We start from the raw sequence: 19,667 nt of genomic DNA, 5'->3' as shown, positions 1-19,667 counted from the left end.
CGGTCCTGACGGGATTTGAACCCGCGGCCTCCACCTTGACAGGGTGGCGAGCACTCCAAACTGCTCCACAGGACCAGGTTTCGCGGCGCTATTTGTGCGTTGCGCTGCGAGAAGAGACTGTACAGGAGGGTGAGCCCCGGGTCGAACTCACCCTGCGTACCGGTCCCGTCACGGCGCCGCCGCGTCGATCGCCTTCACGATCCGCTTGTCGGAGACGGGGTACGCCGTGCCCAGCGCGTGGGCGAAGTAACTGACCCGGAGCTCCTCGATCATCCAGCGGATGTCCAGCACCGACGACGGCACCGGCCGGCCCTGCGGCAACTGCTCCAGCAGCCAGGCGTACTCGTCCCGCATCTCGTGGATCTTCTGCATCCGCGTGGTGTCCCGCTGGACGTTCGTCGGCATCTGCTGCAGCCGCCGGTCGGCCGCCACCAGATAGCGCATCAGGTCCGGCAGACGCCGCAACCCCGCCTCCGTCACGAAGCCCGGCCTCACGAGGGCGTCCAGCTGCCCCCGTACGTCCTGGAGGTTCGCCAGCAGCGCCGGGCTGCGTACGGCCTTCAGACGCCGCTCACAGGCCTGCCAGGCCGCCAGGACCTGCTGCACCCGGTCCACCGCCCGCACGGTCGTGTCGACGATCTCGGCCCGCACCTTGTCGTACAGCTTCCGGTACGACTCCTCGTCCCACGCCGGCCCGCCGAAGTCCCCGATCAGCTTGTCGGCGGCGGCCATCGCACAGTCGTCGAACAGAGCCTGGACCGAACCGTGCGGGTTGGCGGACAGCGCCAGCTTCTGCGCGTTCGTCAGGCGATCGCTCGCGAATCTCGCCGGATTCACCGGGATGTTGCGCAGGATCAGCCGGCGCGTGCCCTTCCACATCGCCTGCGCCTGCTCCGCCTCCGTGTCGAAGAGGCGGACGGAGACCGTGTCGCCGTCGTCGACCAGCGCCGGGTACGCCTTCACCGGCTGACCGGCCCGACGGGTCTCGAAGACCCGGGTGAGCGTGCCGATCGTCCAGTCCGTCAGGCCCGAGCGCTCCAGCGACTCACCGCCGGAGCGCTCCGCGGTCGCCGCGGCCGCCTGGGAGAGCGCCTTGCGGGCCTTCGGGCGCAGCGTGAGCTTCAACGCCTCCAGGTCCTTGTCCTCGGCCAGTTTGCGGCGCCGCTCGTCGACGATCCGGAACGTGATCTTCAGGTGGTCGGGCACCTTGGACAGATCGAAGTCGTCCGCCTCGAAGGGCGCGCCGACCATGAGCCGCAGCTCACTGGTCATGGTCGTGGTGAGGGGCTCCTGGAGGGGCACGGCCCGGTCCAGGAACGCCTTCGCGAAGTTCGGCGCGGGGACGTAGTTCCGCCGGATCGGCTTGGGCAGCGACCGGATCAGCTCCGTCACCAGCTCCTCGCGCAGCCCCGGGATCTGCCAGTCGAAGCCCTCGTCCGTGACCTGGTTGAGGACCTGGAGCGGGATGTGCACGGTCACGCCGTCGGCGTCCGCCCCCGGCTCGAACTGGTACGTCACCCGGAACTTCAGATTCCCCTGGCGCCACGCATCGGGGTAGTCGGCCTTGCTGACCTCACCCGCCTTCTCGTTGATGAGCATCTCGCGCTCGAAGTCGAGAAAGTCCGGCTGCTCGTGCCGCTTGCGCTTCCACCACGAGTCGAAGTGGGCCCCGGAGACCACATGTTCGGGAATCCGCTGGTCGTAGAAGTCGAACAGGGTCTCGTCGTCGACCAGGATGTCCCGGCGCCGCGCCCGGTGCTCCAGCTCCTCCACCTCCGTGAGGAGGCGGCGGTTGTCCGAGAAGAACTTGTGGTGCGTACGCCAGTCCCCCTCCACCAGCGCGTTCCGGATGAACAGCTCACGGCTGATCTCCGGGTCGATCCGCCCGTAGTTGACCTTCCGCTGCGCCACGATCGGCACGCCGTAGAGCGTGACCTTCTCGTACGCCATCACCGCGGCCTGGTCCTTCTCCCAGTGCGGCTCGCTGTACGTGCGCTTGACGAGGTGCGCGGCCAGCGGCTCGACCCACTCGGGCTCGATCCTCGCGTTGACGCGGGCCCAGAGGCGGGACGTCTCGACGAGCTCGGCGGACATCACGAAACGCGGGGGCTTCTTGAAGAGCGCCGAGCCCGGGAAGACCGCGAACTTGGCGTTCCGGGCGCCCAGATACTCGTTCTTCGCGCCGTCCTTCACGTCCTTCATGCCGATGTGCGACAGAAGACCGGCCAGCAGGGACAGATGGACGCGGTCGGCCGGGGCGTCGTCCTCGTTGAGATGGATCCCCATCTGCTTCGCCACCGTGCGCAACTGCGTGTAGATGTCCTGCCATTCACGAATGCGAAGGAAGTTGAGGTACTCCTGCTTGCACATCCGGCGGAAGGACGACGACCCACGCTCCTTCTGCTGCTCCCGCAGATAGCGCCAGAGGTTGAGGTAGGCCAGGAAGTCGCTGGTCTCGTCCTTGAAACGGGCGTGCTGCTGATCGGCCTGCGCCTGCTTGTCCGCCGGACGCTCACGCGGGTCCTGGATGGACAGCGCGGCGGCTATCACCATGACCTCGCGCACACAGCCGTTCCTGTCCGCCTCCAGGACCATCCGGGCCAGCCGCGGGTCGACGGGCAGCTGCGCCAGCTTGCGGCCGGTCTCCGTCAGCCGCTTGCGCGGATCCTTCTGCGCCGGATCGAGCGCGTTCAGCTCCTGCAGCAACTGGACACCGTCGCGGATGTTGCGGTGGTCCGGCGGGTCGATGAAAGGGAACTTCTCGATGTCGCCCAGGCCGGCCGCGGTCATCTGCAGGATGACGGAGGCCAGGTTCGTCCGGAGGATCTCCGCGTCCGTGAACTCCGGCCGGGCGTTGAAATCGTCCTCGCTGTACAACCGGATACAGATGCCGTCGGACGTACGACCACAGCGCCCCTTGCGCTGGTTGGCACTCGCCTGCGAGACCGGCTCGATGGGCAGCCGCTGAACCTTCGTGCGATGGCTGTACCGCGAGATCCGCGCGAAGCCGGGATCGATCACGTACTTGATGCCCGGAACGGTCAGCGACGTCTCGGCGACATTCGTGGCCAGAACGATCCTGCGGCCCGTGTGCTGCTGGAAGACCCGGTGCTGCTCCGCATGCGAGAGCCGGGCGTACAGCGGCAGGACCTCCGTGAACCGGTAGTTCTTCTTGGTGAGGGCATCGGCCGTGTCCCGGATCTCCCGCTCCCCGGAGAGGAAGACGAGGATGTCCCCCTGCCCCTCCCTCTGAAGCTCCTCCACGGCATCGGTGATCGCGGTGATCTGATCCCGGTCGGCGTCGTCGCCGTCCTCCTCCAGCAACGGCCGGTAACGGACCTCCACCGGATACGTACGGCCGCTGACCTCGACGATCGGCGCGTCACCGAAATGCCGCGAGAACCGCTCGGGGTCGATCGTGGCCGACGTGATGACGACCTTGAGATCAGGACGCTTCGGCAGCAACTGGGCGAGGTACCCCAGCAGGAAGTCGATGTTGAGGGACCGCTCGTGCGCCTCGTCGATGATGATCGTGTCGTACGCGCGCAGCTCACGATCGGTCTGGATCTCCGCCAGCAGGATGCCGTCCGTCATCAGCTTGACGAACGTGGCGTCCGGATCGACCTGATCCGTGAACCGCACCTTCCAGCCCACCGCCCCGCCCAGCGGGGCGTCCAGCTCCTCGGCGACACGCTCGGCGACCGTCCGGGCCGCGATCCTGCGCGGCTGCGTGTGCCCGATCATGCCCCGCACACCGCGCCCCAGCTCAAGACAGATCTTGGGAATCTGCGTCGTCTTGCCGGAACCCGTCTCACCCGCGACGATCACGACCTGGTGATCGCGAATGGCGTCGGCGATCGCGTCCTTCTTCTGGCTGACCGGCAGCTGCTCGGGGTACGTCACCTCGGGCACGAGAGCCCGCCGGCCGGCCATCCGCTCCTCGGCCCTGCCGACCTCCGCCTCGATCTCGGCGAGCACAGCGGCCCGCGCCTCCGGCTTACGGATCTTGCGCGCACCTTCGAGCCTGCGCCCGAGCCGGTGCGCATCGCGCAGCGACAGCTCGGTCAGACGGGCGGCGAGGGCGCCGAGGGCGGGGGCAGGGTGCGTAGACATACGGGATCCAGGATCTCATCCCCCGCAAAACAGAGGCGAACGGATTTCGAGCGGGGCGCGCGGACGATCTACGAGCGCTTGGCGAGCGCTCGTATGCCGCCGCCTCAGTCCTGGCAGCCGACGCGATCGCTCGTACAGCGAGCGCGGTAACACACGGCATACAACAAGGCCCCGATCCGAAGATCGGGGCCTTAGATGTGGCTGGGGCCGGGGTCGAACCGGCGACCTTCCGCTTTTCAGGCGGACGCTCGTACCAACTGAGCTACCCAGCCACGAGGTTTCACGTGAAACCTCAGCGGTCCTGACGGGATTTGAACCCGCGGCCTCCACCTTGACAGGGTGGCGAGCACTCCAAACTGCTCCACAGGACCAAGCTTCGTACGACAGTGTCGCACAGGGTGGTGCGTGCCCCCAACGGGATTCGAACCCGTGCTACCGCCTTGAAAGGGCGGCGTCCTAGGCCGCTAGACGATGAGGGCTATCGGCCCGCCTGGGCGCTTCTCAGCGCGTCGGGGACGTGAGAAGCATATGGGATGGCGGGAGCTATCGCCAAAACGGTTTACGGGGAGGCTGACGGGGCGGTCTGCGAGGGGGTGCCGGGGGAGGGTGTCGCGCCGGGCTGGTTGTCCTCGGGGAGGTGGCGGCTGACCTCCGCCGTGGTGAGGCCGAGGCCGCCCAGTTCGATCTCGTCCCAGGCCTGGAGATGGCGGGTGTCCCGGTCGAAGTACAGGATCGACGCCTCGATGGGGTCGGGGTGCTTGCCTTCGATGGCGCGCAGTCCGCTGCCGCCTGTGGAGCCCTCGATGCGCAGTCGGGTGCCGTACGGCAGCATTTCCATCTCGTCGTGGTGGAGGTGACCGGCCAGGGCGAGGGGGACCTCGCCGTCGGCCTCGCGGGCGGCGGCGGGTTCGTGAGCGATGGCGATGTCCACCGGGGTGCCGGCGGCGCTCTGGTCGCGCAGGGCGGTGGCGAGGCGGGCGCCGGCCAGTTCCTGGGACTGCCGGGCGCCGGTCTGCTGTGAACGGTCGGGGGTGAACTGGGGGTCGCCGATGCCGGCGAAGCGCAGGCCCTTGATCGTCTGTGCCTTTCCGTCGTCCAGGACGTGGACGTTCTTCAGGTCCCGCATGTAGCGCTGGGTGATCATCGAGTCGTGGTTGCCGCGGACCCAGACATAGGGGGCCCCGAGGTCCTCGATGGGGTCCAGGAAACCGTTCTCGGCGGCGGTGCCGTGGTCCATGGTGTCGCCGGAGTCGACGATCACGTCGATCTTGTACTGCTTCACCAGTGAGGCGATGATCTTCCAGCTCGCCGGGTTGAGGTGGATGTCGGAGACGTGCAGGACCCGGATGGTGGAGGGGTCGGGGGCGTAGGCCGGCAGTGTCGAGGTGGCGTCGTAGAGCTTGGTCACGTTGGTGACGAGGCGGGCCAGTTCCTGTTGGTAGACGTCGAATTCCGTGACGATGCTGCGGGCGTTGCCGACCAGGGAGGGGGCCGAGGTGAGCAGGCCGGAGAACTTGGGTTCCAGGACGGAGTCGGGGCGCCAGGTGGCGTAGGCCGTGCCGCCCGAGGCGGCGAGGAGGGTGAGGGCGAGGCCTCCGGCGGCGAGGGCGCGGCGGGGGCGGCGGTAGACGGCGAGGCCGAGGGCGGTGGCTCCGGTGACGACGGCGACGCCGGAGCGCAGGGCCAGGTCGAGGGTGCCGCGGCCGACGTCGGCGGTGACTTCGTCCTGGAGGCCGGAGAGGCGTTCGGGGTGGTCGACGAGGGCCTGGGAGCGGTCGGGGTCGAGTTGGTCGACGTTCACGTCCAGGCGGACGGGGGCGGTGTGGCTGTCCAGTTGGAGGGCGCCGAGGGGCGAGATGTTGATCTTGGTGCCGCCGGTGAGGGAGGGCCGTAGCGTCATCGTGGTGTCCATGGGGCCGACCGGGACCCGGACGTTGCCCACGATCAGCAGTCCGAGCCATGCGCCGCAGAGGACGACGGCCACGAGTCCCACGGCGCGGGTCCAGGGGTGTGGCTGGGTGACGAGTTCGATGGTGGTGGGGGCCTGGCGGGAGCGGTAGCGGCGGGCGAGGGCTTGCGGGAGCTTGCGGATCGGGTTCAGGGCGCTCAGGACTGCGGCGGGGACGCGGGCCATTGATCCCGTATGCCCAAGCCCGTGGGCGGATATGCGGCGGCCGGGAGGCTCTCGTGGGGCGGGGTCGTGGCTGACAATGGGCCTGTGCTGGAGATGACGCGTGAGGAGTTCGAGGAGCTGGTCGCCGAGGCGCTCGACCGGATCCCGCCGGAGTTGACGCGGCTGATGGACAACGTCGCGGTGTTCGTCGAGGACGAGCCGCCGGCGGACGATCCCGAGCTGCTCGGGTTGTACGAGGGGACTCCGCTGACCGACCGGGGTGAGTGGTACGCGGGTGTGCTGCCGGACCGGATCACGGTGTACCGGAATCCGACGCTGCGGATGTGCGAGTCGCGGGAGGACGTCGTCGCGGAGACGGAGATCACCGCGGTGCAGGATGCCCCGTCGTACACCTCTTCGCTGATCTTCAGCCAGTCGGAGCGACGCTCCCGTAGGGCCTGGTATCGCCGCAGATCAGGGGTGGGTCGGTGGGCGTCTGGGGTCGCCCAGAAGTCAGCCCCAGCCCAGTTCGTGGAGCCGCGCGTCCTCAATTCCGAAGTGGTGGGCCACCTCGTGTACGACCGTCACGGCCACCTCGTGCACCACTTCTTCCGGCGTTTCGCAGTAGCGCAATGTCGGGCCCCGGTAGACCGTGATCCGGTCCGGGAGGACCCCCGCGTACCACTCCCCGCGTTCCGTGAGCGGGGTCCCCTCGTACAGGCCCAGTAGCTCCGGGTCGTCGGCGGGCGGTTCGTCCTCCACGAACACGGCCACGTTGTCCATCACCCGCGCCAGTTCCGGCGGGATCTGGTCCAGGGCCTCACTCACCAGTTCTTCGAACCTGTCGCGCGTCATCTCCAGCACAGGGCCATTGTCCGTGAGAGGTCACGCAAGCGGGAGATCCGGGAGGCCGTGGCCAAGCTGAAGGCAAACGGCCAGCCGATCAACGGCACCACGTACGCGGCCCTGGTGGGCTTGGCCCCCAGGACGACCCGCCGGGACCTGGAGACGCTGGCCACCGCGTCCCCGGTGGTGGCCGCATGATGGCCGCCAGACGAGCCGCACAGAACGGTGACGAGATAGCCACCCTGTCCGTCCTGGACTCCGTGGAGGGCATCGTCCGCCGCGCGGTCCGACACCGTTGGCGGCCGCGATGGAGGTAGACGACATATCCCAGGAGGGCCGGGTGGCCGCCCTGAAGCGGTACGACCTGGCTTTGTTCACGACTCTCGGCAGCAGTTGTTCAGTACTTCGGGAGGCGCCCTGAGGCTGTCGTGTCCGATGTTCACGAGAAGGGGCAGGGCTGAGCCTCGGCCCAGCGAGGGGCGCGGTCCGGGCTCCCGGTTGCGTCACCGGGACACTCGCGCCGAAGGAGAGGGCCCCCACTCGTGAACCTGGGCATCGTCGGGCAGGCCGCCGGGCTGTTCGCCGTCACCAACATTGACGACATCCTGATCCTGTCGCTGTTCTTCGCCCAGGGCGCCGGACACCACGGCTCCGCCCGCCGGATCGTCATCGGCCAGTACCTCGGCTTCGCCGCCATCCTCGCCGTCGCCCTCGCCGTCGCCGCCGCCTTCGGCGCCACCTTCCTGCCCGAGTCCGCCATCCCCTACCTCGGCCTGCTGACCCTTGCCCTCGGCTTCAAGGCGGCCTGGCAGGTGTGGCAGCACCGCGACGACGAGGACGACGAGCCGGAGTCGACCGAGGGCGGCCCGAAGGCCCTGGAGGTCGCCGCTGTCACCTTCGCCAACGGCGGCGACAACATCGGCGTCTACGTTCCCGTCTTCGCCACGGCCGGTATCGGCGGCATGACCGTGTACACGATCGTCTTCCTGGTCCTCGTGGCCGTGTGGTGCTTCGCGGGCCGCTTCTTCGCCACCCGCTCGATCGCCCCGGCCGTCCGCTCCAGCCGTGGCGGATGGCCGGGGCCGTTGTCGTGTTCGCCATGCAGCCTCCAGGGCGTCCCAGCCATGGCGTGTGTGCGCCGTTCTCAGCGTCCACGGTCAGGCCGAAACGTTCGAAGCCAGGGCACCCACGGGCGTCCCACCACCAGTACGCCGCCTCCACCTCCGACCACAGCTCACGCGGGCCGGACTGGTACACGTCGTACTCCGTGCGCCCGGGTTGTAGGTCCGGAATACCCGCGTGCGCTCGTAGAGGAAGACATACGACTCCTGAAGCCAGCGCAGACCCGTGCGCTGGACGCGTCGCCACTCCACCTCAGTCCGCCTCGGCCAGCGTCAGGGGCACGCTGATGTCCGTCGGCTCCGGGTCACCCACCCACCAGAACCGGAACCGGTCCACGGAGGGCTTCACACCTGACGTACGAGCCTTGAAGAGCCAGGCCCGGTTCAGCGCGAGTCCGAGGATCTCGCGCTTCTCGCTGAGCGGCCAGCCCTCCCACGCTTCCGCGAACAGCTCCGAGTCCCGCAGGAACGTGATGTCGAGCGTCTGAGCATTGGGCAGAACCGCTAGCTCCTCCTCGTACTGCTCCAGGCGTTCGTTGCTGGCGTCATAACGACGCCGGAAACGCTCCTCACCGCGCTTGCCTTGGAAGAGACCGTTCAGTTTCTCCTCTTCCAAGCGGTCCAGGAACTCCTCTTCGTTCTGGATGCGGGCCTCCAGTTCTCGCCGTTGTGCCCGTCGTTCTGGGTGCTGCAAGTCCGCCCAGCGTTCCGCAATGGCCAGGAGCGCAGGGGAGTCGGAGTCATCCTCCAAGGCGGTCAAGTGGCCAACCAGCGCCTCTGTGACCAGGGCGTCCGCATGATCACCCTTCATCAGCGTTCCAGGGCACCTGCCGCTCATCTGGCGGCGCGCGCAGCGATAGCGCGGCCAAGGTTTGCCGTTTCGGACCCAATAGGCGTCGTACGACATCCGGGCCCCGCACTCTCCGCAGTACAGGAAGTCCGACAGGAGCCCCGTTACGGCCCGTCCCGTGTTCTTGGATTTGCTGCCTGGTGTCGCATCGCGAGTCCAGTGCACTGGAACACGTGTACCGAACATCGCCCGGAGGCGGGTGTAATCCGCGAGAGAGATGATCTCGGGGCCGACTCGGACCATCTCGCCCGTGCGCGAGTGGCGGTAGATCTCGCCCTTGTGCGGCAGGTAGCCGGTCATGAGTGGCGACAGGACCATGTTCCGGACCACGGGCCACGACCAGGAATTCGGGCCCTTGAGCGGCTTCTCCCGGAGCTTCTGAGCCTTGAGCGGTTCGCACTTGGCTTCCAACTGAGCGATGCGGATCTTGCGACTTGCCCAACGTGGAGAGTCGTAACCCTCGGCGTTGATCCATGCCGCGACTGACCGCAGGGACTCGCCGTTGAGGAGCTTCCGGGCGATGGACCGTACGACCTCAGCCTCCCCCTCATGCAACTCCAGCCTCCTCTCCGGCGTGACCAGGAAGCCGTACGGGCGTGATCCCATCCAGCGGCCCGCGTCCCGCTCGGCGGCCCGCAGGTCGGCCACCCGGGTGGCCATGTTCTTGGACTCCCGGTGTGCCTGGTGAGCGGCGATGGTGAGCTGAAGTTCCCAGCCCTCGTTCTCGGAGTCGATGCCGTCCGCGATGGAGATGAAGCGGCAGCCCGTCTCGTAGACGACGCGGATGATCTCGGATGCCTGGGGGATGCCCTGGCGGGTCGCGCGGTCCACCTTGAAGACGATGAGCACGTCCGCCAGGCGCTCACGGAGCATGGACAGCGCAGCGTCCCAGTCCGGGCGCTCCACGTACGTGTGGTAACCGGACTTGTCCACGTCCTTGAAGATCTTCACGACGTCGGCGCCGAGGTCGTCGGCCTTTGAGCAGCCCGCCTTCTCCTGGCGAGGTATCGACGTGGACGTGTCCGTGAGGTCAGAGATGCGCAGGTACAGAATCGCCCGGAGCGTCGCCTGGGCAATACGGGCAAGTACCTCACGGTGTGGCATTGAGCCTCCCCATCGTTCACGTCGCGGATCAGCTTGGATACGGAGCGCGACCAACATGCAGTGTTTCATCAAAATTTCTGCGTGCATGAGATCGCGCACTACTTCGCATCGACGACGAGCGTCTTCACGCCCTGGGGTATGGCTGACCGGGGTGTGAACACGGGGCGCGTGTCCTCTTGTGGGCGGCGGGAGTTGGAGGTGTTGACTTCCTCACCCGTTCCGGAGGTGGCCCCGTGCGCCCCTTGTACGTACCCGTCCGACTGGCTGCCACGGTCGTGGCGGTTGCCGCTGCCGCCGGCTGTATGAGTGTCGGTGACGACGGCGCGGGCGGGAGCGTCAAGCCGTCGCATTCCGCGGGGCAGCGGGCCGGCGAGGCGTCCGGTGATTCTCCGGCGGTGCCGGGGGCCGGTGGCGGTCCGGGGGCGGTCGGGCCCGAGGGTGAGCGGGGGCGCGGTGAGGGCGGGAAGGGCAGGAAGGGCAAGAAGGGTGGGGCCGGGAAGTCGGCTGTGCCCGAGGTGTCACCGAGTGCTGAGGTGAGTCCGCCCGGGCCGGGGGGTGACAAGCCGGGCAAGCCGGCCCGGCCGACGCCGAAGCCGCCGGCGCCGCCGACGCCCACCCGGACGGTCGAACCGGAGCCCACGCCGACGCCGCAGGAGCCGACGACGTCTCCCGAGCCGACGCCGGAGCCGTCGTCGTCGGCGCATGAGCCGCCGGGGCCGCAGCTCGAGCAGCGGGAGCCGGCGCCGGAGGCGGGGGCGCCGGCGTAGGGGCGGGGGTGCTCGGGTGGTCGGGGGTTTTTCTTCTCGGGGCGGGAACAATCCTGGCCGGAGGGTGGTTGGGGACCCTTGGACGCTGTCCGGCCTTCGGGCGGTGGCCCGCTGTCTCCTGAGCAGTCCGGTTTGCCTTGTGGGGCCCGGAGTGCGTATGGTGGCAGATCGTTTGATCCCATCTTGCCCGGCGCCACTGCAGAGCGCGCCGTGTGGCGCGTACTCTCCCTTGCCGTGGTGGACCGCATTGAGGCGGTCGTATTGCGATTCGCGAATCACGGAGTTGACGGGCGCGTGCCGACTGAGACTCCGGAAGGTTTCGCATTCGCATGTCCATCGCCAGTACTGATCACGTCGTCCTGCCCGAGAACGAGGCAGTCGAGGACGCCCCCGAGGTCACCTTCGCGGACCTCGGTCTGCCCGAGGGCGTTGTGCGCAAGCTCGCGCAGAACGGTGTGACCACCCCCTTCCCGATCCAGGCCGCGACCATCCCGGACGCCCTGGCCGGCAAGGACATCCTGGGCCGGGGCCGCACCGGCTCCGGCAAGACCCTCTCCTTCGGTCTGCCGACCCTGGCGCGTCTCGCCGGCGGCCGCACCGAGAAGCACAAGCCGCGCGCGGTCATCCTCACTCCGACCCGTGAGCTCGCGATGCAGGTCGCGGACGCGCTTCAGCCGTACGGCGACGTCGTCGGCCTGAAGATGAAGGTGGTCTGCGGCGGTACGTCGATGGGCAACCAGATCTACGCCCTGGAGCGTGGCGTCGACATCCTCGTCGCCACCCCGGGCCGGCTGCGCGACATCATCAACCGTGGCGCCTGCTCCCTGGAGAACGTCGAGGTCGCCGTCCTCGACGAGGCCGACCAGATGTCCGACCTGGGCTTCCTGCCCGAGGTCACCGAGCTGCTCGACCAGGTCCCCGCCGGCGGTCAGCGGATGCTGTTCTCGGCCACGATGGAGAACGAGATCTCCACGCTGGTCAAGCGCTACCTGAGCAACCCCGTCACGCACGAGGTCGACAGCGCTCAGGGCAACGTCACGACCATGTCGCACCACATCCTCATCGTGAAGCCCAAGGACAAGGCGCCGGTCACCGCCGCGATCGCCTCCCGCAAGGGCCGCACGATCATCTTCGTCCGCACGCAGCTGGGCGCCGACCGTATCGCCGAGCAGCTGTGCGACTCCGGTGTGAAGGCCGACGCGCTGCACGGCGGCATGACGCAGGGCGCGCGTACCCGTGTGCTCGAGGACTTCAAGAAGGGCTACGTCAACGCGCTCGTCGCGACCGACGTCGCCGCTCGCGGCATCCACGTCGACGGCATCGACCTGGTGCTGAACGTCGACCCGGCCGGTGACCACAAGGACTACCTGCACCGTTCCGGCCGTACCGCTCGCGCGGGCCGTTCCGGCACGGTCGTGTCCCTGTCGCTGCCGCACCAGCGGCGTCAGATCTTCCGGCTGATGGAGGACGCGGGCGTTGACGCCTCGCGTCACATCATCCAGGGTGCCGGCGCCTTCGACCCGGAGGTCGCCGAGATCACCGGTGCCCGGTCGATGACCGAGGTCCAGGCCGAGTCCGTGGGCAACGCCGCGCAGCAGGCCGAGCGTGAGGTCGCCCAGCTCACCAAGGAGCTGGAGCGGGCGCAGCGGCGTGCGAACGAGCTGCGCGAGGAGGCCGACCGCCTGGTCGCCCGGATCGCCCGCGAGCAGGGTGAGGACCCCGAGGCCGCGGTGGCCGAGGCCCAGGCGGCGGTGGTGGCCGCGGCGGCCGAGGTGTCCGTGCCCGAGCAGCCTGCGGCGCAGGACGTCGACCGGGCGGACCGTGACGACCGTGGTGGTCGTGGCTTCGAGCGTCGTGACGACAACCGTGGTGGCGGTTTCCGCCGTGACGACCGTGGTGGCCGTTCCTTCGAGCGTCGTGACGACCGTGGTGACCGTGGTGGTCGTTCGTTCGAGCGTCGTGACGACCAACCGTGACCGTGACCGTGGTGAGCGCGGCGGCTTCCGTCGTGACGACCGTGGTGACCGTGGTGGTCGTTCGTTCGAGCGTCGTGACGACCGTGGTGGCTTCAACCGCGACCGTGACCGTGGCGAGCGCGGCGGCTTCCGCCGTGACGAGCGCGGTGGGCACCGGGGCAGCGACCGTCCCTTCAACCGTGACCGCCGTGACGACCGTCCGGGTTTCCGCTCCGGTGGGCACGACCGTCCCGGTCACGACCGCCCGTACGGCCGTCGTGACGACCACCGCGGTGGCGGCTCGTTCCAGCGTCGCGAGGACAAGCCGCGCTGGAAGCGCAACGGCTGACATCAGTGCGTGAGGAGCGCCGTGGCCCCCTTCCAACGGGCGGGCCACGGCGCTTCGTCGTGGGGGCGCGGGTGGTGCGGGGTCCGTGCGGATCCGCCCGAACCGGTCGTTCCGCGGCCCTCGTCGGCCGAGTTCGTCCGATCGTCACGGCCGGGACCCGGATACCTGATCGGAGACTCGGCGTCGTCCGGCTATGCTCGTGGGGGCGACATCGCTTGGGCCCTTAGCTCAATTGGCAGAGCAGTGGACTTTTAATCCATTGGTTGTGGGTTCGAGTCCCACAGGGCCTACGAGGAAGCCCCGGTCCGGATCTTCTCCGGACCGGGGCTTTCGTCGTTGTGGGGCCGGGTCAGCCGGTGGTGAGCATCCCCGAGCGCAGCCGGGCCACCGTGCGGGAGATCAGCCGGGAGACGTGCATCTGCGAGATGCCGAGCCGGGCGCCGATCTCGGCCTGGGTCAGCTCCTCGACGAAGCGCAGGTGGAGGATGAGGCGCTGGCGTTCGTCGAGTTCGGCGACGAGGGGGGCCAGGGCGTGGAAGTCCTCGACGAGTTCGAGGGCCGGGTCCTCCTCGCCGATGAACTCCGACAGCGTCGTCTCGCTCTCGTCCGGGTCGCCGGTGACCGTCGCGTCGAGGGAGGAGGACAGGTAGCCGTTGGCCGCGATCTGGGCTTCGACGACCTCCTCCTCCGACAGGTTCATCAGGGCGGCCAGTTCGGCGACCTTCGGGGCGCGGCCGAGGCGGGAGGCCAGTTCCTCGGTGGCCTTGGCGAGTTCCGTACGGGCCTCCTGCAGGCGGCGCGGTACGTGGACGGCCCAGGACGTGTCACGGAAGAACCGCTTGATCTCGCCGATGATGTACGGCACGGCGAAGCTGGTGAACTGCACTTCGCGGGAGACCTCGAACCGGTCGATGGCCTTGATCAGCCCGATGACGCCGACCTGGACGACGTCTTCCATGGACTGGCCGCTGGTGCGGAACCGCCGGGCGGCGAAGCGCACCAGCGACATGTTCATCTCAATAAGGGTGTTGCGGGCGTACTGGTATTCGGGCGTGCCCTCCTCGAGCACGGCGAGCCGGCCGAGGAACTGTCCGGTCAGCTCGCGCGCGTCCTGCGGGGCGAGCTTCTGGGGCTCGGCGATCTGCGGCAGCTCCTCACCGGTGTAGGTGGCGGAATCCGTCGTCGTGCCGATGCGCATGGTCGCCGTCACGGGCCCTCCCTGTCAGTCCGGCCCGCTCCGATCCCCCGACAGGCCACCTCCAGCGCCGTTACCCGCCCTCGCCGCGGTCATGCCCTGCATATGCCCCGGCGAGACGTTGACCACAGTCGGCGCAGGTCGAGGCGGTGGCGGGGTACCCGGACCTGTGCTGCGACGGTACGGGCAGGGAGGGTGAGCGGTGTGCGCGAGAGAAGGCCACAGGGCTAGCGAAGCGGACAGTTGCCGTTTGACAACTATAGGTGGAGAGCAACAGCCTAGGCATGCCGAGCGTGCGCGGGGAAGAGACCGGAAGGGACGACTCCGTGCGACGGCGCGAAAGTCAGGCAGTCCGGGCATCGGACGAGCGGGAGTCTTCGGAGTCGTCGTGTATCTGGGCCGCCGCCGCGTCGCAGAACGCCTCCAGCCCCTGCAGCAGTGCGACCCGCTTCGCCGCGGGCATCTGGTCGAGCACCGCGCCCAGCGCCTGCTCCCGGCGCACCCGCAGGTCGGCCAGGAAAGCGCGGCCCCGGCCGCTGAGGTGCAGGCGGACCTCGCGCCGGTCGGCCGGACTCACCTCGCGCTCGACGAACCCGGCCGCCTGCAGCCGGTCGCACAGCCGGCTGGTCGAGGGCGGTGTGGAGGCGAGGGAGCCGGCGAGCGTGCGCAGGTTGATGCCCTCGTGGTGTTCGAGGATGAGCAGTACGCGCAGCTGGGACGCGGAGGCCGGCGCGGTCGAGGCGCGGCCCCAGAGGACTTCCAGCAACTCCGCGGCCGTGGAGGTCACACGGGCGACCTCGGTCGGCTCAGGGCGGGGTCGGAGGGAAGTCACAGTCACACTCTCGCAGGCACCGGGGTGGCCGTCAGCGTACTAGTGCCGCGGCAGGCGACGTTCGCCCCGTCGCGACGCCCTGCGGCACGGCAGCGGTGCCGCGGCGGGAAGGCTTCGGCCCGACGGGACGAGCGGCGCCCGTCGCGGCGTCAGGCGTGAAGTGAACCGCCCGGGGCCCGCATCCCCGGCCCGTGGACATGGACCGATTTTCCGAGGACGCGCCGGCGTCCCACCGAGGATGGTGAACAACCCCCGTGAACACGATCACGAGCAGATTCGTGGCCGCCGAGCGCGCCCTGCGCACGGCGGCGCCCCATCAACTGCTGGACGCGGTCCGTCGTGTACTGGCCGACCAGTACGCGGCGGACTCCGTCGAGCTTTTCCTCGCGGACTACGGGCTGACGGTGCTTCAGCCGGTGTCCGTGCTGCCGCACACCCTCCAGCCGGTGTCCGTGCACAACAGCCCGGCGGGCCGGGCCTTCGGTGCGCAGGAGCCGTACGTGGAAACCCTCCCGGGCGACCTCGTGCGGGCGCATCTGCCGGTCACCGTGCGCGGCGACCGCCTCGGGGTGCTGACGGTGACCCTGCCGGGCGCGGAGCATGCCGAGGGCCGCCTGGACGAGCTGGCCGAGATCGCCCAAGTGCTCGGGCACGAGGTCGTCGTGGCCGAGCGGGACACCGACCTGTATCTCCAGGCGCGCCGCCGGGACCGGCTCACGCTGGCCGCCGAGATGCAGTGGCAGCTGCTGCCGGGCCGCTCCTGCGCCCGCCCCGAGTACGAGCTGGGCGCGCAGCTGGAGCCGGCGTACGCGATCTTCGGCGACAACTTCGACTGGTCCGCCTCCGCCGACCGGCTCAGCCTCTACGTCACCAACGGCATGGGCGAGGGCATCGAGGCCTCCCTGCTGACGGCGCTGGCGATCAACGCCCTGCGCAACGCGCGCCGGGCCGGGCTGTCCATCGACGACCAGGCGGCCCTGGCCGACCAGGCGGTGTACGCGCACTACCGGGGCCGCTGCTACCTCTCCGCCCTGATGCTCGACTTCGACCTGGCCACCGGCCGGGTCCGGGCGGTGGACGCCGGGTCGCCGCAGATGCTGCGGCTGCGCGGGGGAGCGGTGGAGCGCATGCCCTTCGACGCCCAGCTGCCGCTCGGCATGTTCGAGGAGACCGACTACGTGGTCCAGGAGTTCCGGGTCGAGCCGGGCGACCGCCTGGTCTTCGTGAGCGACGGGGTCTACGACGTCGCGTCCCCGGGTGGCGAGGCCTACGGGGACGCCGCTCTGGCCCGGGCGATCCAGGCGACCCGGCTGCTGCCGGCCGCCGAGGTGCCCCGGGCCCTCCTGCGCGAACTGCCGGGCCACCGCGGCGGGTCCACCCCGGACGACGACGCCCTCGTGGTGTGTCTGGACTGGCGTGGGCGGTAAGGGACGGGGCAGGCGCAGGTCGGGGGCGGCAGTGAGCGATTGTTTGGTGGTGCCGTACACCGGCACTAATGTTTGTCATACGGCAAGTAACGGCTGAGGCGCCGTCGCGCACCTCGGTCCGGCCCGTGCAAGGGAGCGATGCAAGTGTCGGTGTCGGAAGAGAACGCGGAACAGGAGCCGGCCGTATACCAGGTGAGCGCCTTCCTGGAACGGCGTCGGGAGCAGATCGCCCAACGGTGGGCGGACGCCGCGCTGTTCCGCACGGTCTTCACCGTGTCCCGGGACGAGGCGGTGGAGGCCGGCAGGGCCGTGACCGCGGCGCTGGCGGCGGTGGCGGCCTCCGGGCGGCTGGACGACATCCGGGCGTCCGGATTCGAGGCCGTGCGCGACCAGCTGGGGCGGATGGCCGCCTCCCGCGCCCGCACGGGCACCGACCCGGACGGGGTGGCCAGCGAGGTGGCCGCGCTGCGCGAGCCGGCGGTCGAACTGCTGCGCGCCGAGTTCCCGGAGCCGAACGCCCCCGAGGCGCAGGAGGCGGTACTGGCGCTGACCGTGCTCATGGGCACGCTGCGGCTGGTCGTGATGGAGACCACGCTCAGCGCGGGCGAGGAGCTGATCGCCCGGCAGCGCGAGCAGCTGCACGAGGTGGCCACCCCGGTGATCAAGCTGTGGGAGAGCACCGTCGCCGTACCGCTGATCGGCACCCTGGACAGCGCGCGCAGCCAGGTGGTCATGGAGAGCCTGCTGGACGCGATCGTCGCCGAGCGCGCCCGGTACGCCATCCTCGACATCACCGGCGTGCCCACGGTCGACTCGCTGGTCGCCCAGCACCTGATGAAGACCGTGGCGGCGGCGCGGCTGATGGGCGCCGAGTGCATCGTCTCCGGCATCCGGCCCGCGATCGCGCAGACCATCGTCCACCTGGGCATCGACCTGGGCACGGTGCTCACCCGCTCCAGCCTGGCGGACGCGCTCGCCTACGCGCTCAGCGAGCAGGGGGTCGAGATCGCACCGCTGAGGGCGGCCGGTACGGCGGCGGACGCGGGCACGCGGTGACCGGCTTCGCGGGACACGGGCCCGTGGGCGGGCACGGCTTCACCGTGCCGGTCCTCCAGCTGGGCGATGTCCTGCTGGTCACCCTCCAGGGGGAGTTGCACGACGGGATGGCCGAGCAGCTCCAGCAGGACATCACGGCCCGGATCTCGCACAGCCGGGTGACCGGAGTGGTGATCGACATCTCCGGTGTGGAGATCGTCGACTCCTTCCTGGGCCGGGTCCTCGCCGAGATCGCCGCCGGAGCCAAGCTGCTGGCGGCCCGTACGGTGCTGGCCGGGATGCGCCCGGCGGTGGCGATCACTCTGGTCGAGCTGGGGCTCACCCTGCCCGGCCTGAGAACGGCGCTGGACGTCGAACGTGCCATGGAGCTCCTCGGCGTGAGCACGCGCCGGGGCGAGGGGAGTCCATGATGCAGGCTTCCCGCCATGCCGGCCCGGCCACCCTGCCGATCGGCTCGGACGCCGATCTGGCGTGGGTTCGCCAGCAGGTCCGGCAGGCCGCCGCCGAGCTCGGCTTCGGGCTCGTGCAGCAGACCAAGCTCGTCACGGCGGCGAGCGAACTGGCCCGCAACACCCTCGTCCACGGCGGGGGCGGCCATGTGGAGCTCACCCCGCTGGACGCCGGCTCGTCGCGGGGGCTGCGGCTGTCCTTCGTCGACACCGGGCCCGGCATCCGCGACCTGGACCAGGCGCTCACCGACGGCTACACCAGCGGCGGCGGGCTCGGGCTCGGGCTGAGCGGGGCCAAGCGGCTGGTGCAGGAGTTCGAGGTGGACAGCCGGCCCGGTGAGGGGACCACCGTCACCGTCACCGCCTGGGCCACCGTCGTGCCACCCGCCCGGACGGTGCCGTGATGAGCAGGGTCTGGGACATGCCGGTGGAGGACGACTCGACGCGGGTGCGGGACGTGCGGGTGGCGGCCGAGGAGGCCAGTGCCTGCGCCGGCCTGCCCCCGAACCGCACCGCGACCGCCGCGCTCGTGGCGACGGAGCTGGCGACCAACCTGCTGCGGCACGCGGAGGGCGGGCGTGTGCTGATCAACCTCGTCGAGCGGGCCTACGACGACGGCCCCCGGACGGCCGTGCAGCTCGTCTCGCTCGACCACGGACCCGGCATCCCGGACGTCGCGGCGGCGATGCGCGACGGCTACACCACGACCGTCGCCGCCTCACTCGGAGCCGGGCTCGGGACGTGCCGGCGCATAGCGAACGACTTCGATCTGCACAGCGCGCCGGGCCGGGGCACCGTCGTGATGGCCCGGATCGGCCACGAGCCGGCCGTCCGCAACCAGGGGCCGCCCCCGCCGGGTCCGCGCGCCGGGGGTGTCAACGTCCCCCTGGGCCGGGCCGAGCAGTCGGGGGACGGCTGGGCCCGGGTGCGCTCCGGTGACCGTCTGACCCTGCTGCTCGCCGACGGGCTCGGGCACGGGGCGAAGGCCGCCGAGGCCTCCACCGCGGCGGTGACGGAACTGCGCGCTCTGGCGGAACTGCCGCCCGCCGAGATCCTGCGCCGCCTGGGCCGCACCCTGCGCCCGACCCGGGGCGCCGCCGTCGCCGTGGCCCAACTGGATGTGCGACAGGCGCAGTTGAGTTTCGCCGGGATCGGCAACGTCGGTGCCCGGCTGCGGACCGACGGCACGTGGAAGGCGCTGCTGTCCCACCCCGGCATCGTGGGCGCGCAGGCACCGGCGTCCGTGCCCGTGCAGCGGATGTCCTGGAACGCGGACAGTCTGCTGGTGCTGCACAGCGACGGCCTGCCCAGCCGCTGGACGCCGCCCGACGACGGCGTACTGCCCGGCTGCGACCCGGCGGTCGCGGCCGCGGTGGTGCTCCGGGACGCGGGGAGCGCGGCCCGCCCGGTCCGGGACGACACCTGCGTGGCGGTCCTCACCGCCGGCGGCGTGAGCCGCCATGGCTCGGGGGCCTGAGGGGCGTTGTGAC

The 19,667-nt window shown here is 69.9% G+C and carries 13 protein-coding genes, 5 tRNA genes and 2 pseudogenes; 10 read left to right on the top strand and 10 right to left on the bottom strand.

Annotated features, from left to right (window positions below):
• The 6 genes from ADK65_RS12020 to ADK65_RS11995 all read right to left on the bottom strand — a co-directional run bounded on the left by ADK65_RS12020 (position 1) and on the right by ADK65_RS11995 (position 6,247).
• Positions 1-75, bottom strand: a tRNA-Asp gene (locus ADK65_RS12020).
• A gap of 93 nt (positions 76-168) precedes the next feature.
• Positions 169-4,113 (bottom strand): ATP-dependent RNA helicase HrpA, encoded by a 3,945-nt coding sequence (gene hrpA / locus ADK65_RS12015; RefSeq protein WP_053669975.1) that lies wholly within the window; start codon positions 4,111-4,113, stop codon positions 169-171.
• Between the two features lie 198 nt (positions 4,114-4,311).
• Positions 4,312-4,385 (bottom strand) — tRNA-Phe (locus ADK65_RS12010).
• A 24-nt stretch (positions 4,386-4,409) separates the two neighbouring features.
• A tRNA-Asp gene (locus tag ADK65_RS12005) sits at positions 4,410-4,484 on the bottom strand.
• Between the two features lie 35 nt (positions 4,485-4,519).
• Positions 4,520-4,592 (bottom strand) — tRNA-Glu (locus tag ADK65_RS12000).
• A gap of 80 nt (positions 4,593-4,672) precedes the next feature.
• Positions 4,673-6,247 (bottom strand): metallophosphoesterase family protein, encoded by a 1,575-nt coding sequence (locus tag ADK65_RS11995; protein WP_053669974.1) that lies wholly within the window; start codon positions 6,245-6,247, stop codon positions 4,673-4,675.
• 84 nt (positions 6,248-6,331) lie between these two features.
• Here ADK65_RS11995 and ADK65_RS11990 point away from each other — a divergent pair.
• Positions 6,332-6,625: pseudogene (locus ADK65_RS11990) on the top strand (metallopeptidase family protein); the annotation flags it as partial.
• A 114-nt stretch (positions 6,626-6,739) separates the two neighbouring features.
• Here the strand turns inward: ADK65_RS11990 and ADK65_RS37040 are convergent.
• On the bottom strand, positions 6,740-7,090 hold the full coding sequence (locus tag ADK65_RS37040; RefSeq protein ID WP_078955930.1) for a metallopeptidase family protein: 351 nt from the start codon (positions 7,088-7,090) through the stop codon (positions 6,740-6,742).
• A 48-nt stretch (positions 7,091-7,138) separates the two neighbouring features.
• Here ADK65_RS37040 and ADK65_RS39220 point away from each other — a divergent pair, with 48 nt between their 5' ends.
• Entirely contained in the window at positions 7,139-7,270 is a 132-nt protein-coding gene (locus ADK65_RS39220) for a DUF3295 domain-containing protein (RefSeq protein WP_234352857.1), read from the top strand.
• A 344-nt stretch (positions 7,271-7,614) separates the two neighbouring features.
• Positions 7,615-8,481, top strand: coding sequence for a cadmium resistance transporter (locus tag ADK65_RS39910; RefSeq protein ID WP_420709010.1), 867 nt, complete (start codon positions 7,615-7,617; stop codon positions 8,479-8,481).
• On the opposite strand, the gene ADK65_RS39215 is transcribed toward ADK65_RS39910, so the two are convergent.
• On the bottom strand, positions 8,447-10,147 hold the full coding sequence (locus ADK65_RS39215) for a recombinase family protein (protein WP_053669973.1): 1,701 nt from the start codon (positions 10,145-10,147) through the stop codon (positions 8,447-8,449). The genes ADK65_RS39910 and ADK65_RS39215 overlap by 35 nt on opposite strands.
• A 1,096-nt stretch (positions 10,148-11,243) precedes the next feature.
• On the opposite strand from ADK65_RS39215, the pseudogene ADK65_RS11975 reads away from it, so the two are divergent.
• Together ADK65_RS11975 and ADK65_RS11970 are read left to right on the top strand one after the other, a co-directional pair.
• Positions 11,244-13,218 (top strand): annotated as a pseudogene (locus ADK65_RS11975) (DEAD/DEAH box helicase).
• Positions 13,219-13,435: 217 nt separating this feature from the next.
• Positions 13,436-13,508 (top strand) — tRNA-Lys (locus tag ADK65_RS11970).
• Positions 13,509-13,567: 59 nt separating this feature from the next.
• Here ADK65_RS11970 and ADK65_RS11965 read toward each other — a convergent pair.
• Together ADK65_RS11965 and ADK65_RS11960 are read right to left on the bottom strand one after the other, a co-directional pair.
• Positions 13,568-14,416 carry an RNA polymerase sigma factor SigF gene (locus ADK65_RS11965; protein WP_053670479.1) on the bottom strand — a complete coding sequence of 283 codons (849 nt, stop codon included), beginning with the start codon at positions 14,414-14,416 and terminating at the stop codon, positions 13,568-13,570.
• A gap of 340 nt (positions 14,417-14,756) precedes the next feature.
• Positions 14,757-15,251, bottom strand: a complete 495-nt coding sequence (locus tag ADK65_RS11960; RefSeq protein ID WP_078955927.1) for a MarR family transcriptional regulator — start codon at positions 15,249-15,251, stop codon at positions 14,757-14,759.
• A gap of 248 nt (positions 15,252-15,499) precedes the next feature.
• On the opposite strand from ADK65_RS11960, the gene ADK65_RS11955 reads away from it, so the two are divergent.
• The 5 genes from ADK65_RS11955 to ADK65_RS11935 all read left to right on the top strand — a co-directional run bounded on the left by ADK65_RS11955 (position 15,500) and on the right by ADK65_RS11935 (position 19,654).
• Positions 15,500-16,672 (top strand): PP2C family protein-serine/threonine phosphatase, encoded by a 1,173-nt coding sequence (locus ADK65_RS11955; protein ID WP_234352856.1) that lies wholly within the window; start codon positions 15,500-15,502, stop codon positions 16,670-16,672.
• A gap of 144 nt (positions 16,673-16,816) precedes the next feature.
• Positions 16,817-17,728 carry an STAS domain-containing protein gene (locus ADK65_RS11950; RefSeq protein WP_053669971.1) on the top strand — a complete coding sequence of 304 codons (912 nt, stop codon included), beginning with the start codon at positions 16,817-16,819 and terminating at the stop codon, positions 17,726-17,728.
• Positions 17,725-18,138, top strand: a complete 414-nt coding sequence (locus ADK65_RS11945; RefSeq protein WP_053669970.1) for an STAS domain-containing protein — start codon at positions 17,725-17,727, stop codon at positions 18,136-18,138. Before ADK65_RS11950 ends, ADK65_RS11945 begins: the two co-directional genes overlap by 4 nt.
• A complete protein-coding gene (locus ADK65_RS11940; RefSeq protein WP_053669969.1) occupies positions 18,138-18,581 on the top strand; it encodes an anti-sigma regulatory factor in 444 nt (147 codons plus the stop codon). Before ADK65_RS11945 ends, ADK65_RS11940 begins: the two co-directional genes overlap by 1 nt.
• A complete protein-coding gene (locus ADK65_RS11935) occupies positions 18,581-19,654 on the top strand; it encodes an ATP-binding SpoIIE family protein phosphatase (protein ID WP_053669968.1) in 1,074 nt (357 codons plus the stop codon). The genes ADK65_RS11940 and ADK65_RS11935 overlap by 1 nt, the downstream gene beginning before the upstream one ends.
• The last annotated feature ends 13 nt before the right edge of the window (positions 19,655-19,667 follow it).

The sequence above is a fragment of the Streptomyces sp. NRRL B-1140 genome (genome assembly GCF_001280065.1).
Taxonomy (GTDB): Bacteria; Actinomycetota; Actinomycetes; order Streptomycetales; family Streptomycetaceae; genus Streptomyces.
This window is presented reverse-complemented; position numbering and strand designations above follow the sequence as displayed.